Consider the following 15,622-nt stretch of genomic DNA (forward strand, 5'->3'; position numbering starts at 1 on the left):
ATATAACTGAGGCTATTTAATTTGATTGATATTTTTGCCTTTTAGCAAATCATTAATTATTATATTAAACTTTGTATATATAGATTTTTTTGTTTTGGATTTAAACTCTTTAATAGAATTATTAATTAAGATCCGATCTCTAGCGTGTACGGCTTCTTTTATATTATCTAATAAAGAATTAATTATAGATATCTCACTTTCCGATAATAAAGTTGTTAATTCCGCTATAGCACGTTCTATGCTAAAGATTAAAGCCTCTGCTTCAATTACTGCTTCTTGTAATAATCTTGTATTATAATCTATTTTAGCATTTTTATACGCGTTTTCTAACATAATATCAATCTCCGTTTTATCAATACCGTGATTTGGCTTTACTTCTATAGCATGTGATGTATTGCTGATTTTCTCATAAGCAGAAACGGATAATATACCGTCTGCGTCAATAGCAAAAGTAACTTCGACTCTAATATATCCTGCTTTCATAGGAGGAAGTCCTTTTAACTCAAATCGGGCTAAACTGCGGCAATCGGCAGCCATTTCACGTTCACCTTGCAATATATGAAATTGTATACCGGTTTGATTATCGACATAAGTCGTAAATTCTTTTACTACCGAAATAGGAATCGGAGTATTATGCATGATGATTTTTTCAACTATACCGCCATATAATTCCATACCCAGCGATAAAGGTACTACATCAATCAATAATGAATTTGTATGGGGTGCTATTAAATTTTCTGCTTGTAATGCAGCCCCCCATACAACTGCTTTATCAGGATCGATATCTGATAGAATATCTATTTTAAATGCTTTATATAATTCGTCTTTTATTAAAGGAATGCGGGTTGCACCCCCTACTAAAATAACTCCGTCTATATTTGGATTTCCTGCTTGTTCTAAACACTCTTGAGCTATATTGATAGTACGTCCTACTAAGGGTAAAATTAATTGCTCTAATATTTGCTTACTAATTGATATATTATCATTATTAAAACTATCTTTATATGTTAAAGTTTCCTTTGCTTTTTTTGCAAGTTGTAAAGTATCTATAGAATTAGGTAAATCAAATTTATTGCAAAGATATTGTGTAATTACTATATCTATATCGTTGCCACCAAGCATATTATCGCCGTTTGTTGCTATAACTTGAAAAATACCTTCTTGTATATTAAGAATAGATACGTCAAAAGTGCCGCCGCCTAGGTCATATACTAAATAACAGCCTTTTTGATTTTTGTTTAAGCCGTAAGCATAGGCAGCTGCAGTAGGTTCGGCAATTAGCCTTAATACTTCAAAACCTGCTATTTTAGCCGCAAGCATTACTTCGCCTCTTGCTGCATTGTTAAAATGTGCAGGTACTGTTATTACTGCTTTAGTTAGATTAGTCTTTAATTGTTCTTCTGCTTGATTTTTTAGGTAAATAAAAATTTCTGCTGCAATTTCAGAGACTCTCAGTTGTTTATTTGCAAAATTTAGCTTAAGCTCACTACTATTTACATCTAGATAATCTTTAACTAACGAAAAAAGTGCCGGAGTATTTAGAATTTCTTTTAATGTTTTACCGAATAGTCTTTTAATAGAACGCAGTCCTTTATTATTACCTATAGTAAAATTGTTACTTGTAAAATCTATAGTAGTTGGGATTAGCTCTTTATCATCTATAGATTTAATAACTTTAACTTTTCTATTAGCTGCAATAGCTATTAATGAGTTAGTAGTGCCAAAATCGATACCGACTGCTATTTGCCGTGCTTGCTTAAAATCAGCTTGCTCCGGTTCCCTAATTTCTATTATTTGCATGATTTTATTTTTTCTTGCAGTTTATGCAGCAATGTCCCAATATATTTAAGCTTGCTAGTTTTTATAGTTGCGTCTGATAGATTGTGTTCTTCAAAAGCTTGTTTTAAAGAATCAATTTCAAACTTTTTCATTAATTCATATTTGTCTTTTATTTTTTCTAAATCACTCAATAAGATAGTATTTTCGATTATTTCCATTTCATCCCAGAATATGCTTAATTCTAGAGGCGAAAGTAAACTACGTGTTTTTTCGTCATCTAAATTTATATTTTGCAAAAGCAGCATATATTCAGCACGCTTTAAGGCATCTTTAAGAGTAGAGTAAGCGTTATTTAATTCAGCCGCAGTAATGAGATTTTGTTCCTTTTCCTGCAAAATTTTTGTTTTATCGGGATGATATTTTACCTGCATAGCAAAATATTGCTTTTCTAATATCTTTAAATTAATATTATACTCTTGCGGAAGTCCTAATAATTGAAAATAATTTTGCACTTTTCCTTTTTTGTAATTCTAAACTGCTCTATCATATATCAAAAATTAAAAAAATACAATTATGGAAGTAGATCTATTACATTTTGAAAAAAAATATCATAACTGTATTGTAGCAGGTATAGATGAAGCAGGTAGAGGACCACTTGCAGGTCCGGTAGTAGCAAGTGCCGTTATAGTAGATAACGCCAATATTATAACGGGCATTAAAGATTCTAAAAAGCTTTCCAAAAAGAAAAGAGAATTACTATATGAACAAATCACTAGTAATTATGTTTGGGCAACTGCTATTATTTCTCATACCGAAATTGATGATATTAATATATTAGAGGCAACTAAAAAAGCTTGTTCTATTGCTGTAGCAAATCTTAGCCTTGAGCCAGAAATAGTGTTAGTTGACGGTAATATGCAGTTTAAGGATGAAAGATTTGTCAGTATAATTAACGGTGATAATTTATCATTATCGATTGCTGCGGCTTCTATTGTTGCAAAAGTTACTAGGGATCGTTTGATGTTAGACTTAAGTGCTGAATTTCCCCAATATTTATGGCACAAAAATTCCGGCTACGGTACCAAAGAACATATCGAAGCTATTAATATACACGGCTTGTCACCGTATCATCGTAGGAGTTTTAGGTGTTGTTAATGGTGTTGCCTGTGTGGACACTATTAACTCAACTCGAGTGCCGCCTCCTCTAGAGTTTTTAGCTGATCACGAAGTTTTATGGCTTGTTCAAATTCAAGATTACTTGCGGCTTTAAGCATTTCTTTCTTTAATTTATCAATATGGATTTTTAGCTTGGCAGGATTATCAAATAAAGTATGAGCTTGTTTTTTATCAAGCTTACTATCGATTTTCTCAAATTCTGCTAAAGCGTGAATAGCACGGTTGATGGTTTTTGGAATTATGCCGTGTTTTTCATTATATTCCTGCTGAATTTGCCTTCTACGCAACGTTTCACTAACGGCTTTATCGATAGATTTAGTCATTTTATCGGCATAAAGTATAACTCTACCCGCGCTATTTCTTGCAGCTCTTCCTATTGTTTGTATTAATGATACTTCCGACCGCAAAAACCCCTCTTTGTCTGCATCAAGTATAGCAACTAAGCCGCATTCAGGGATGTCAAGCCCCTCCCTTAATAGATTAATACCGACTAAAACATCAATAGTACCTTGTCTTAAGTCTCGTAAAATCTCTATACGCTCTAGAGTATGAACGTTAGAATGTAAATAAGAAGTTTTATATTTTAGCTCCTGCAAATAGGCGGTTAAATCTTCTGCCATTTTTTTAGTTAAGGTGGTGACTAGAACACGAAAACCTTGAGCGATAGTGGTTTGAATTTCGCTAATTAAATCCTCAACTTGGTTAGTAGCGGGTTTGATAATACATTCAGGATCAAGCAGCCCCGTAGGTCTGATAATCAATTCTACAACCGTGCCGCCGGTTTCTTCTAACTCGAACGGTCCTGGAGTTGCAGATACAAACACAGTTTGTGGTCTAAATTTTTCCCATTCTTCAAATTTTAAAGGTCTGTTATCAAGTGCAGAGGGTAGACGAAACCCATGCTCTACCAAAACTTCTTTCCTTGCTCGATCGCCGTTATACATTGCTCTAATTTGCGGTACGGATACATGGCTTTCATCAACAAATAATAATGCATCTTCTGGTAGGTATTCGAATAATGTAGGAGGTGGCTCACCGGCATTACGTCCTGTGAAAAAGCGAGAGTAGTTTTCAACGCCTTTACAGCTGCCGGTTTCCGTTAACATTTCAAGATCATATTGAGTACGTTGATTTAGCCTTTGAGTTTCAAGTGGTTTGTCTTGTGACTTTAAAAACTCTAAGCGTTTTTGTAATTCTTCTTCAATACCTGATATAGCATTATTGACCGTTTCTTGAGGCATCACAAAATGTGAATTACCAAAAACCATAGCTTTATCGAGCTTAGCAAGTTTTTCACCTGTTAGGGGATCAAATTCATGGATATATTCGAGTTCATTACCGAAAAACGATAAACGCCAAGCTTTATCGCTGTAATGTGAGGGGAAAATATCTATGTTGTCGCCTTTAACTCTAAAACAGCCACGCTCAAATCCGATATCGTTACGCTCATATTGTAGATTTATCAAATCGTTTAGTAGCTGATCACGAGGGTAGCTTTGACCAGGCGCTAGATTAACCATCATTTGGTAATATAAATCGGGAGAGCCAAGCCCGTAAATACAGGAAACGGAAGAAACTACTATAACGTCACGACGCTCTAATAGCGATCTTGTAGCGGCATGACGCATTAAATCAATTTGTTCGTTAATTGATGAGTCTTTTTCTATAAAAGTATTGGTGCGTGCTATATAAGCTTCGGGCTGGTAATAATCATAATATGAGACAAAGTATTCAACGGCATTCTTTGGAAAAAGCGATTTCATCTCTGAATAGATTTGGGCAGCTAAAGTTTTATTATGAGTCATAATAAGAGTAGGACGATTAGTTCTCTCTATAATATTTGCCATAGTAAAGGTTTTGCCTGATCCCGTAATACCAAGCAACATTTGTGAGCGTTTTTTGCTACTTAACCCTTCTATAATTTCATCTATTGCTTTTGGTTGATCGCCTGCCGGTTTATATTCTGAGATAATAGAAAAATTATTCATGCATTTTTACTTGCTTTAAAAACTATAGTTTAAGATAATATATTAAAATCTAACAAAAAAATATAACATTATGAATAAAGCTATATTACACACAATTATTGTTTATACTCTCGCTAGTTGTCCTTATTGTATAAAAGCTAAAGCATTGCTTGATGAGAAAAATGTTGCTTATGAGGAAATTGAAGTAAGTAATTTTACTCAGGAAGAGAAAGAAAAATTTATTAAGAAATCCGGTGGAAAAAAGACCGTCCCGCAGATATTTATAGATAATATGCATGTTGGCGGTTGTGATGCTCTGTTTGATCTTGAAAAAGAGGGAAGGCTAGATAAGCTGTTAGAAAATCAACCAAAGACGACTTCACCTGCTGCCGGAGCGTAATTAATAAAAACGTCATTGCAAGGAAATTACGAAGTAATTGATGAAGCAATCTAAGGAGTTTGTTATTATTTCATGAGATTGCTACGCTCCCTACGGTCGCTCGCAATGACGTTTTAGTATCCACGCGAGCAATGCCCGCTCGCAATGATGCTGAAAACTACAAAAACTTCAAAGTGTCCAAAAACAAAACTCGCAAAGATTTATTCCATCTACTTCTGCCGTATTTATGGTCGAAGGATTTTGATATACGCCTGCGTATTGTTACCTCTCTTATTTGTCTAGTCATAGCTAAAGTAATAAATATTTTCGTTCCTATTGTTTATAAATATATAATAGATGGGCTAAATAAAAACTTTGCTCTTTCGGTTATTATCGGGATTATTGTTGTATATGGCGGAACAAAAATACTTGTTCAAATTTTCAGTGAATTACGAAATATCATTTTTTCAAAAGTAGGGCATCAAGCAACTTGCTTAGTTGCTCTAAATGTCTTTAAGTACATGCATAATTTAAGTATGCGTTTTCACATTACTAGAAAAACAGGGGGCTTAAGTAGGTCAATAGAGCGTGGTACTAAAGGTATTGAAGCAGTACTGCGGTATTCGTTATTTAATATTTTTCCGACAAGCGTAGAAATTATATTAGTAAGCGGGATGTTATGGTATGTTTACGGTATTTGGTTTGCCATAACTATTTTAATAACAATGATAGTTTATGTTGGTTATACTTGCCTAATCAGTACTTGGCGTATTTCTTTTGCAAGGGAAATGAACCAAAGCGATAACACCGCCAATAATAGAGCAATCGATAGTTTACTGAATTTTGAGACCGTTAAATATTTCGGTAATGAAGAATATGAGGCGATAAAGTTTAATGAGGCTTTACAAACTTATGAAAAATCAGCTACTAAAACTACTAACAGCCTATCGATTTTAAATATCGGGCAGGATGTTATAATATCCTTAGGGCTTGTTAGCCTTATGATACTTTCAGCAAATGCTATTAACCAAAATAAAATGACCGTCGGCGATTTAATAATGGTTAATACTTATCTATTTCAGCTATCAATTCCGCTTTCAATACTTGGCTTTGCTTATAGAGAAATTAAAAATGCTCTAGTTAGTATGGAAGATATGTTTAAGCTGCTTGATATACCGGCAGAAGTAGAGGATGCTTTGAACGCTAAGGAGCTAATTATCTTAAAAGGTGAGGTTAGTTTCGATAATGTGAGTTTTGCTTATAATCAGGAACGTCCGATTTTACATAATATAAGTTTTACGATAAAGAGTGGTAAAACTTTAGCAGTAGTCGGTAGTAGCGGGGCAGGGAAATCGACGATATCACGCTTGCTTTTTAGGTTTTACAATATTAATAGTGGCAATATTACTATTGATGGTCAGGATATAAGAGAAGTCACGCAACAATCGCTGCGTAAATCTATTGGAATTGTTCCGCAAGATACGGTACTGTTTAACGATACGATATATTACAACATCGCATACGGTAATAATGCAGCAAGCTACGATGAAGTTATAGCAGCCTCAAAAAATGCTCATATTCATGAGTTTATTAGCACGTTACCCGAAGGGTATGAGACGCAGGTAGGCGAGAGAGGCTTAAAGCTTTCGGGCGGTGAGAAACAGCGTATTGCAATTGCAAGAACCATCTTAAAAAATCCAGCAATATATGTTTTTGATGAGGCAACAAGTTCGCTTGATACTAAAACCGAAAAGCTAATTCAAGCAAGCCTTAAAGAGATCTCGGCTCACCATACTACCCTTATCATTGCCCATAGACTCTCAACTATTATCGATGCAGATGAGATTATCGTTTTAGATAACGGTTATATAGTTGAGCGGGGTAACCATAAAACCTTGCTACAGCACAAAGGCTATTATGCCGAACTTTGTTATAAACAGCAAGAAGAGGAACATTCTTAAAATTTATCATTATATCAACTATAAGCTTTGTTAAGTGGTTTGGTAAAACCAGCTCGATGTCATTCCCGTGGAGGTTTTGTTGCGTGGCAATCTCAGGAATTCTTCTCAAGATTGCTGCGTCAAATTACTATGTAATTTTCCTTGCAATGACGAAAAAACTGATCTACGCAGGAATGACATAGATAGCTAATTGATATTTCAAAAAATTGGCTAAAATCTCTTGCAAGAATAGCGGTGACGTTATGCCGGGGTTTCAAAGCTTCTATCCTAAGCGTTATTATCAGCCGTATAAATGGTATAATCCTCGACTGCTGGGGGATAGTAGCTATGTACAAGGTTTAAAGTGTAAGCTTTAAACCTAAAAGCTAGTATAACTGTTCTGTGATGGTTCTTTGAACGTCCCAACCACCCGAAGTGAAAATCTGCGGTGGTTAAAACTTGAGCAATTTAAGTGTAATCACGGGAGTAACTACATGTTCAACAAAAATAATAAATTATTATCTAAAATATTACCGTTCTCTAAGAAAAATAAAGATTTAGAAAAACTAAGATCTAAGTTTAAACAAAGGTTAGCAGAACAGGTAACGGTAGATGAGATAACAAGAATAGAGCAGCGTTCATTATATTTAGAAAGTATAAAATAATTCTAATATATAATAAAGTTTGTTAACTGTTACGATTATGTTATTGCCTAGAAACGGTTAATGTCATCATTGTAAGCGACTAAAGGCCTTGTTGTATGGCTCGTTTATGTCATTTCCACGCAAGCGGGAATCCAGTAAAAAATGCTAAAACAAAGAAAATTACATAAAAATTTAGTATATAATTTGCTTAAAAAACTAGATTCCTGCTTTCGCAGGAATGACATCGGCATCCGCGCAACAATGCCCCGCAGCAATGACATCGGTAACTTAGAAACAATGCCACGATTATAAATACAAGCAATCCTTGAAAGAAATTTATTATGTCTCTATTATTAAATATAATTCATTAAATTTAAGGCTAAGTAATTGTGACTGATAAATCTTCTTCTAATTTAGTACCGGTAAATATCGAAGATGAGATGAAAGTATCTTATCTTGATTATGCTATGAGCGTTATAGTCAGTAGAGCTATACCGGATGTTCGGGACGGCTTAAAGCCGGTACATCGCCGAATTATCTATTCCATGCATGAAGCCGGTAATCATGCTAGTAAACCTTATAGAAAATCCGCTAGAATAGTCGGTGACGTGATGGGTAAATACCATCCGCACGGCGATAGTGCTATTTACGACGCGTTAGTACGTATGGCACAAGATTTTTCCTTGCGTTTACCACTTGTAGACGGGCAGGGTAATTTCGGCTCGATGGATGGTGATGCGGCGGCAGCAATGAGATATACCGAATCTCGAATGGCCAAAGTTTCGTATAAGCTCGTAGAGGATATCGATAAAGAGACTGTCAGCTTTAACCCTAATTACGATGGTTCTGAAGAAGAGCCTTCCGTACTTCCTGCAATGTTTCCCAATTTATTGGTGAACGGTAGCGGAGGTATTGCGGTCGGTATGGCAACTAATATCCCGCCTCATAATCTTGGTGAGGTTATCGATGCGTGCTGTTTATATATAGATAATAACGATATAGAAATATTAGATTTACTTGAAGTTGTTAAAGGACCGGATTTTCCTACAGGTTCAATGATTTTAGGCATTAGCGGTATTAGATCGGCATATCTTACCGGTAGAGGTAGTATCATTATGCGAGGTCGAGCTGAGATTGAGAATATCGGTAATGGCCGTCAAGCAATTATTATTACCGAAATACCGTATATGGTAAATAAGGCAAGGCTCGTTGAGAAAATCGCTGAAATGGTTAAGGAAAAGCGTATAGAAGGTATAAGTGATTTACGTGATGAATCAAATAAAAACGGTGTAAGGATTTTTATTGAGTTAAAGAAAGACGTAGTTGCTGAAGTAGTCTTAAATCAAATATACGCATGTACGCAGCTACAAACTAGCTTCGGTGTTATTATGCTTGCTCTTAAAGATGGGCTACCGAAAGTGATGAATTTGAAAGAAGTAATTGCAGCTTTCGTTAGTTTTAGGGAAGTAGTAATTACTAACCGTACTATATATTTACTCAATAAAGCAAGAGATAGAGCTCATATTTTACTAGGACTAACTATTGCCGTTAGTAATATCGATGAAATAATACGTATTATTAAAGCTTCAAATGACCCGCATGCAGCTAAACAAGAATTAATGGCTCGTCAGTGGGAAGCATTAAATATCCTACCTCTTGTAAAGTTGGTTGATGATAAAGCAATGTTAAACGAGCAGGGTAAATGTAACTTTACCGAATTGCAAGCTAAGGCAATCTTAGAAATGAGATTGCAACGCCTGACCGCTATGGAGAAAAACAAGCTTGAAGAGGATTTAAAGAACCTCACTACGGAAATCACCGAATATCTTAATATACTCGGCTCTCGTACAAGGTTACTTGAAATTTTAAAGGAAGAGCTCATTAAAGTTAAAGAAGAATTTGCGACTCCTCGTCTTACTTCAATTGAATTCAGCGAATTTGATCAAGATATAGAAGATTTAATTCAGCGTGAAGAAATGGTTGTAACCGTAACGCTTGGTGGGTATATCAAGCGTGTACCTCTAAGTAGCTATCGTGCACAAAAACGTGGCGGTAAAGGAAGATCAGGGCTTTCAATGCGTGATGAAGATATTACCACGCAAGTTTTTGTCGGTAGTACCCATACTCCTATGTTGTTCTTCTCAAATATCGGTCAGGTTTATAGTTTAAAACTGTATAAACTGCCTTTAAGTAATCCGCAGGGTAAGGGTAGACCGATGGTTAATATATTACCGTTGAAAGCAAATGAGCATATTACGAATATTATGCCGCTACCTGAAAATCAGGATGAGAGGGATAATTTAAACATTATGTTCGCAACTGCCAAGGGTAATATCAGAAGAAGCGATTTATTAGATTTCAAAAAGCTTCAGTCGAACGGTAAAATTGCTATTAGGCTTGATGAGGACGATAAATTAATAGATGTAAAACCATGTAAAGAAGACGAGCATATTTTACTTGCTACCAAAGCCGGTAAAGCTTTAAGATTCCCTGTTGAATCGCTGCGTGTTATTAAGAGTCGTACTTCTGATGGGGTACGAGGTATGAAGCTTGCCAAAGAGGATTCCGTAATTTCTATGACTGTGCTTAAAGGTATTAGTAGTACAAAAGAGGATAGAGATGCTTATTTATCCGTGCCGTGGGAGCAGAGATTAGAGATTGCTAAAGGTGAGGCGTTTAATCCTGAAGAACTTGGCGTAAGCTTAGCTGCCCCGGCTATTGTAGAAATGGCAAATTCCGAAGAATTCATTTTAACCGTAACTGAGAACGGTTTTGGTAAGAGAAGCTCAGCTTATGGTTATAGAATTACTGACCGTGGTGGTAGCGGTATAATCAATATGGATATTAACGACAAAACTGGTTTAGTCGTCGGTGTTATGCCGGTTAAAATGGATGACGAGTTAATGCTGATTACCAATAGTGGTAAGTTAATTCGCTGTAAACTTGAGTCAGTACGTATTACGGGACGTAACACTAGTGGCGTAATCCTATTTAAGCTAGATGATGGTGAAAAAGTCGTGTCTGTCTCTTTAATTGCTGAAACTGCTGAAAGTGAAGAAGATAGTGAGTTAGAGGAAGAGGGATTAGAGCAATCTGAAGAGGTATAAGGGCTGAGGCGTTGTTATTCCCGCATAGCTCTTAAAAAGCTCTCGATGTCATTCTTGCGAAAGCATTTTGCATAGATACCTAAGTAGTCATTGCGAGGAGGCATTGTTGCGTGGACCGGTAAAACCCACTGTATTACCCCGTGGTCAAGCCACGGGATGACAGAGGTGAAATTGCTTCACGCAACAATGCCTCCTCGCAATGACGTTAATTTATTAATTGATCTGCTTTTAGTTAACAATACCTCCCAAAGCACTTCTAGAAAAGTATTGCAACAATAATTTTTCTCTCTATAATAACTGTATATTGAATTTATGAATATGCAAATATTAACTTTCCAGTCTTTTTTTACTACTACAACCGGTCTAAGCCGGTAACAATATCTCTATATCTTTCTTTTAATTATATCCATCTATTTAAATTAACTAATTATTATTAGGTAAGTTTTATGTTGTGTAAAATGCCACTTATTTTAATGGCTATTATCATAGCTATCATATTGTTAAACCCACTAATGAGTTTAGAAGTACAAAGGTTATTGTATTCAATAAGTCTATCTATTAAATCTATAATTGGATTATTTTTACCTTTAATTATTTTTGGTTTATTTTTTAAATCTGTTGTAATGCTAGCCAAAGATGCAACACGTATAGTTTTCTTAATATTATTACTAGTATGTGGGTCTAATGTTTGTTCTACCTTCATAAGTCATTATGTAGGTATATACATGTATCAATTCGCTTTATCAATGATCTCTCCTATAGAAAATGATAGCTTAAAGCCTTTATGGTTGCTTGATTTTCCTAATATTATTACTAATGATAAAATCGTATTTAGTATTATTATCTTAGGCTTTATTTCCTCAAAATTGTGTGCTGAAGTTGCAATTGGATTGGCTTGTAAGCTAGAAGCATTTGTTGCAAAAATATTGCGATTGTTGATCTATATAATTCTCTTATTTATAATGGGCTTTATCGTAAAACTACAGTTTGATGAAGTATTAGATATAATTATTAAAGATTATATGTTCATTTTTGTGACGATCGTATTTGCTCAGTTTGGTTATATCTTTCTTGCTTATTTTATTTTAAGTAACTGTCGAGTTAAGGAATTCATAGCTAGCCTTAGTAATATGATGCCAGCGTCTATAAGTGGATTTAGTGCAATGTCTAGTGTTATAAGTATGCCACTTAGTATAATAGGAGCGGAAAATAATACAAATAATAAAGCACTCGCTCGTACCGTTGACCAATAACAGTCAATATTCATCTTGTTGGCGATTGTTTTGCCATACCGATTTTGGCTTATACTATACTAAAAAGTTATGGATTAGCTGAACCTACTTTATTTAATTATTTTATTTTTACTTTTTATTTTGTATTGGCAAAATTTTCAGTAGCAGCTATACCAGGTGGTGGAATTATTGTAATGCTTCCTATACTTGAACAATATCTAGGTTTTAATACTAATATGATGTCTCTGATTACAGCTCTTTATATCTTATTTGATCCTGTGATCACTAATGTTTTAGGAAATGGTGTTTTTGTTAAACTGATAGATAATATATATAGTGTAACTCAGAAAGCTTAATTTAAGCAAATTTGCATAGAGCAAGTCATGTTCCACCGTGAGCATTAATAAATATTTTAGCAATAGGACGAGGTTTCTCAAAATATTCTAGGTTCTTGCGTGCAGAAAATTAAATTATTTGTATTGTTAGATATTTTTGAGCAAAAATTAATAAGAACGCAAGAGCCTAATATCTCTTTTTCTTTTAAAGTAATTGTTGAATTATCTATATTTGATAAATTAGATATTTGTGTTCTTTGAATTATTATTTTTTACGAAGAATTAGTGAATTTTTTAACCAAATCTCAAATATTAGATAATTGATTTAAAAGAGAAACAGCATATAATCTTTGTGTGGAAAGTGATATATTGGTAATAAATTATGATGTGGTTATTAATTGCGATTGGTTTAACCGTTGCGGTTCTTATTATAGGGGTAGTATCGATGGCTATCGGAGGAAAGTTTGATAAAAAATTTAGTTCACAGTTAATGACTTTAAGAGTTTTTTTTCAGGCAGTTGCTATATTTTTATTGATTATAATGTATTTTTATAAAGTTAATTTATAAATGTCTGAAAATAACTCAAAAGCTACTTAATCAATTTCTCTAATTTCTTCACGTAATTCTTCCCATTTGTCTAAAATTTCTTCTAATGTAACTTCTGCGACTTTTTTCGCTCCATCTTCAAAGTCCTTTAAATCTCTAATCAGTTTCTCTAGCTTTAATAATGAAATTTTTTTTTCATTATACTGATCGCTACAATGTTCTTCGAGTTGTTCGGCAATTTCTTCAATATCACCCCAATGCATGATTATTCCTCCTTAATTTTATGCAAGCCTTATTTATTAAACATGTTATCTGATATTTGCTATTATTTTGTACTAAATATTATTAATTCGACAAATTATTGCAAATAGGTGAGTTTATTATGCAACTATTGCCGGAATTAGGCATGTTTGCTTTCTTTACATTTTGGTGATTTTATAGTATATTAAAATAAAATATTAAGATTTAATTATTATGTCAATATTACCGATAGTAACGGCACCTGATGAAAGATTAAAACAGAAATCTCAGCCGGTTTTAGAGTTTACCGATCACACACGAAAATTTATGGATGATATGCTTAAAACTATGTACCATGAAGACGGTGTAGGGCTTGCAGCAGTACAAGTAGGGGTATTGAAACGTATTTTAGTAATTGATATAAAAGATCATGATTCGGTAGCAAGACCAAAAGATTTTTATCCGCTTTTTATAGTGAATCCTGAAATAATAGAAAAATCAGAAGAGCTAGTTACGGTTAACGAAGGTTGTATCTCATTACCGGAGCAACGTATTGAGGTCGCAAGACCGGAATCTATAAAGATTAGGTATTTAGACTATCATGGTAAATCTCAAGAGCTTAAAGCAAATGATTGGCTTGCAAGAGTTATCCAGCATGAGTATGATCATTTAGAAGGTAAGCTTATGATTGATTATTTAAGTAATTTAAAACGAGATGTAGTACTTCGTAAGCTTAAGAAACTCAAAAATAATATAGTGTGAAAGTAATCTTTATGGGAACGCCTGAATTCGCTGTTCCCGCTCTTAAAAAACTTATAACTCATCACGAAGTTAAAGCTGTTTTTACACAGCAGCCTAAAGCTAAGGGCAGAGGACTTAACTTAGCTAAATCGCCAATACATCAATTAGCATTTGAGCATCAAATTCCTGTTTATACTCCTTCTACTCTTCGTAATGATGAAGTAATAAATCTAATTAATAAAGTTAATGCTGATATTATAGTTGTTATTGCATATGGTTTTATTGTGCCGAAAGCTATATTAGAAGCTAAGAAATACGGCTGTCTTAATATCCATCCATCCGATTTGCCTCGTCACAGAGGAGCGGCTCCTCTGCAGCGTACTATTATAGAGGGTGACCGGAAAAGTAGTGTATGTATTATGCGTATGGATACAGGGCTTGATACAGGTGATATATTTATGAAAGAAGATTTTTATTTAGAAGAAAGAACAACATTGGAAGAACTGCATAACAAATGTGCAAATCTCGGAGCGGAGTTATTAATTAAAACACTTGCAAATATCGATAATATAGTACCAATAACACAGCCAAGTGACGGCGTTACGTATGCTCATAAATTAACTAAAGAAGAAGGAAAAATTAATTGGCATGAATCCGCATATAAAATAGATTGTAAAATAAGGGGCATGAATCCTTGGCCCGGAGCATATTTTAGTTATAATGATAAAATAATTAAAATCCTTGAAGCAGAATATTTAAATGCGGATCATCACTTTAATTCCGGTACCGTTATTAGCGATAAGCTGGAAATAGCTTGTGGAAGCGGTATATTACGAGTGAAAAAACTTCAGCAAGAGAGTAAAAAAGCTTTGAATATAGAAGAATTTTTACGTGGTACAAATATTTTAAAAGATACAGTATTAAAATAAGAGTATTATTATGGGTAAAGATAAAAAAGAAGTTAGGTTTAATGATAATTGAGACGTTAAGGAGTTTACCTCAAAGCTTGAAAAGAATAGTGATATTTATTCTGTAAAAAGGAAAGTCATTAATATAGTAGATGATGAAGTAGAGGATCAAACTAAGCTACTTACGGAAACTCAATTTTTTGTGAAAAAAACTCCACATGGTAAAACATCTCAATATGAAATTAGCGGCTTTATTAACAAAGCAGGCAAACATATAAACAATCCAAAGCAAATAAAAGAAATGTCAAAATTATACGCTCATGCCGTATTTGCTGATTTACAGAAAAATATTTTAGGTACATTTGATAAGAACGGTAATTTAAGTATAACTAAAGATTTTGCAATTGATGAAAATCCAGTCTTTAGAAAAGACGGTAAATTATTGTTGGTTAAAACTCAAAGCGGTTTGGTAAAAAGAGAAGGAGAAATGACAGCAGTAAATCATGTTTTACAAAAAGGCAGATTTTTGTTGGAAGATTTAGGCGGTAAGGTAGATACAAAATTGGGGACCGCAAATCTAAACAAAAAGCCGACAAAGTCTACTTTAAAAAGAGGTTAAAATAACTT

General features: G+C 34.1%; 17 protein-coding genes. 12 read left to right on the plus strand and 5 right to left on the minus strand.

The window, feature by feature from the left end:
- Nucleotides 1–12: 12 nt before the first annotated feature.
- Together hscA and hscB are read right to left on the minus strand one after the other, a co-directional pair.
- Nucleotides 13–1,800, minus strand: a complete 1,788-nt coding sequence (hscA, locus tag RJP_RS01405; protein WP_014120576.1) for a Fe-S protein assembly chaperone HscA — start codon at nucleotides 1,798–1,800, stop codon at nucleotides 13–15.
- Nucleotides 1,791–2,291: a Fe-S protein assembly co-chaperone HscB gene (hscB, locus tag RJP_RS01410; protein ID WP_014120577.1), complete on the minus strand. Its 501-nt coding sequence runs from the start codon at nucleotides 2,289–2,291 to the stop codon at nucleotides 1,791–1,793. The genes hscA and hscB overlap by 10 nt, the downstream gene beginning before the upstream one ends.
- 61 nt (nucleotides 2,292–2,352) lie before the next feature.
- On the opposite strand from hscB, the gene RJP_RS01415 reads away from it, so the two are divergent.
- Nucleotides 2,353–2,934 (plus strand): ribonuclease HII, encoded by a 582-nt coding sequence (locus RJP_RS01415; RefSeq protein ID WP_010976924.1) that lies wholly within the window; start codon nucleotides 2,353–2,355, stop codon nucleotides 2,932–2,934.
- Nucleotides 2,935–2,957: 23 nt separating this feature from the next.
- Here the strand turns inward: RJP_RS01415 and uvrB are convergent, their stop codons facing one another.
- A complete protein-coding gene (gene uvrB, locus RJP_RS01420) occupies nucleotides 2,958–4,943 on the minus strand; it encodes an excinuclease ABC subunit UvrB (protein WP_014013970.1) in 1,986 nt (661 codons plus the stop codon).
- Nucleotides 4,944–5,013: 70 nt separating this feature from the next.
- On the opposite strand from uvrB, the gene grxC reads away from it, so the two are divergent.
- The 4 genes from grxC (at nucleotide 5,014) to gyrA (ending at nucleotide 10,992) form a co-directional block, all read left to right on the plus strand.
- A complete protein-coding gene (gene grxC / locus RJP_RS01425; RefSeq protein ID WP_010976927.1) occupies nucleotides 5,014–5,322 on the plus strand; it encodes a glutaredoxin 3 in 309 nt (102 codons plus the stop codon).
- Nucleotides 5,323–5,453: 131 nt separating this feature from the next.
- A complete protein-coding gene (locus RJP_RS01430) occupies nucleotides 5,454–7,262 on the plus strand; it encodes an ABCB family ABC transporter ATP-binding protein/permease (RefSeq protein WP_096368101.1) in 1,809 nt (602 codons plus the stop codon).
- A gap of 473 nt (nucleotides 7,263–7,735) precedes the next feature.
- A complete protein-coding gene (locus RJP_RS09535) occupies nucleotides 7,736–7,906 on the plus strand; it encodes a hypothetical protein (protein WP_004996471.1) in 171 nt (56 codons plus the stop codon).
- 368 nt (nucleotides 7,907–8,274) lie between these two features.
- Nucleotides 8,275–10,992 (plus strand): DNA topoisomerase (ATP-hydrolyzing) subunit A, encoded by a 2,718-nt coding sequence (gene gyrA / locus RJP_RS01435; RefSeq protein ID WP_014120578.1) that lies wholly within the window; start codon nucleotides 8,275–8,277, stop codon nucleotides 10,990–10,992.
- A gap of 433 nt (nucleotides 10,993–11,425) precedes the next feature.
- Here the strand turns inward: gyrA and RJP_RS01440 are convergent, their stop codons facing one another.
- On the minus strand, nucleotides 11,426–11,695 hold the full coding sequence (locus RJP_RS01440; protein WP_024704464.1) for a hypothetical protein: 270 nt from the start codon (nucleotides 11,693–11,695) through the stop codon (nucleotides 11,426–11,428).
- Between the two features lie 22 nt (nucleotides 11,696–11,717).
- Between RJP_RS01440 and RJP_RS10210 the strand changes: the two genes are divergently transcribed.
- The 4 genes from RJP_RS10210 (at nucleotide 11,718) to RJP_RS01465 (ending at nucleotide 13,127) form a co-directional block, all read left to right on the plus strand.
- Nucleotides 11,718–12,245 carry a cation:dicarboxylate symporter family transporter gene (locus tag RJP_RS10210; RefSeq protein WP_231839105.1) on the plus strand — a complete coding sequence of 176 codons (528 nt, stop codon included), beginning with the start codon at nucleotides 11,718–11,720 and terminating at the stop codon, nucleotides 12,243–12,245.
- 44 nt (nucleotides 12,246–12,289) lie between these two features.
- Nucleotides 12,290–12,580 carry a cation:dicarboxylate symporter family transporter gene (locus RJP_RS01455; RefSeq protein ID WP_024704466.1) on the plus strand — a complete coding sequence of 97 codons (291 nt, stop codon included), beginning with the start codon at nucleotides 12,290–12,292 and terminating at the stop codon, nucleotides 12,578–12,580.
- Between the two features lie 99 nt (nucleotides 12,581–12,679).
- A complete protein-coding gene (locus tag RJP_RS01460; protein WP_037215256.1) occupies nucleotides 12,680–12,820 on the plus strand; it encodes a hypothetical protein in 141 nt (46 codons plus the stop codon).
- A 121-nt stretch (nucleotides 12,821–12,941) separates the two neighbouring features.
- A complete protein-coding gene (locus RJP_RS01465; RefSeq protein WP_014120579.1) occupies nucleotides 12,942–13,127 on the plus strand; it encodes a twin transmembrane helix small protein in 186 nt (61 codons plus the stop codon).
- 26 nt (nucleotides 13,128–13,153) lie between these two features.
- On the opposite strand, the gene RJP_RS01470 is transcribed toward RJP_RS01465, so the two are convergent.
- Nucleotides 13,154–13,369 (minus strand): Fe-S cluster assembly protein IscX, encoded by a 216-nt coding sequence (locus RJP_RS01470; RefSeq protein ID WP_014013980.1) that lies wholly within the window; start codon nucleotides 13,367–13,369, stop codon nucleotides 13,154–13,156.
- Nucleotides 13,370–13,580: 211 nt separating this feature from the next.
- Here RJP_RS01470 and def point away from each other — a divergent pair, with 211 nt between their 5' ends.
- From def to RJP_RS01485, 3 genes are all read left to right on the plus strand, one after another.
- On the plus strand, nucleotides 13,581–14,108 hold the full coding sequence (gene def, locus RJP_RS01475) for a peptide deformylase (protein WP_014120580.1): 528 nt from the start codon (nucleotides 13,581–13,583) through the stop codon (nucleotides 14,106–14,108).
- Nucleotides 14,105–15,016: a methionyl-tRNA formyltransferase gene (gene fmt, locus RJP_RS01480; RefSeq protein ID WP_014120581.1), complete on the plus strand. Its 912-nt coding sequence runs from the start codon at nucleotides 14,105–14,107 to the stop codon at nucleotides 15,014–15,016. Before def ends, fmt begins: the two co-directional genes overlap by 4 nt.
- Before the next feature lie 181 nt (nucleotides 15,017–15,197).
- Nucleotides 15,198–15,614, plus strand: coding sequence for a hypothetical protein (locus RJP_RS01485; RefSeq protein ID WP_014120582.1), 417 nt, complete (start codon nucleotides 15,198–15,200; stop codon nucleotides 15,612–15,614).
- The last annotated feature ends 8 nt before the right edge of the window (nucleotides 15,615–15,622 follow it).

Source organism: Rickettsia japonica YH, assembly GCF_000283595.1.
Taxonomy (GTDB): Bacteria; Pseudomonadota; Alphaproteobacteria; order Rickettsiales; family Rickettsiaceae; genus Rickettsia; species Rickettsia rickettsii.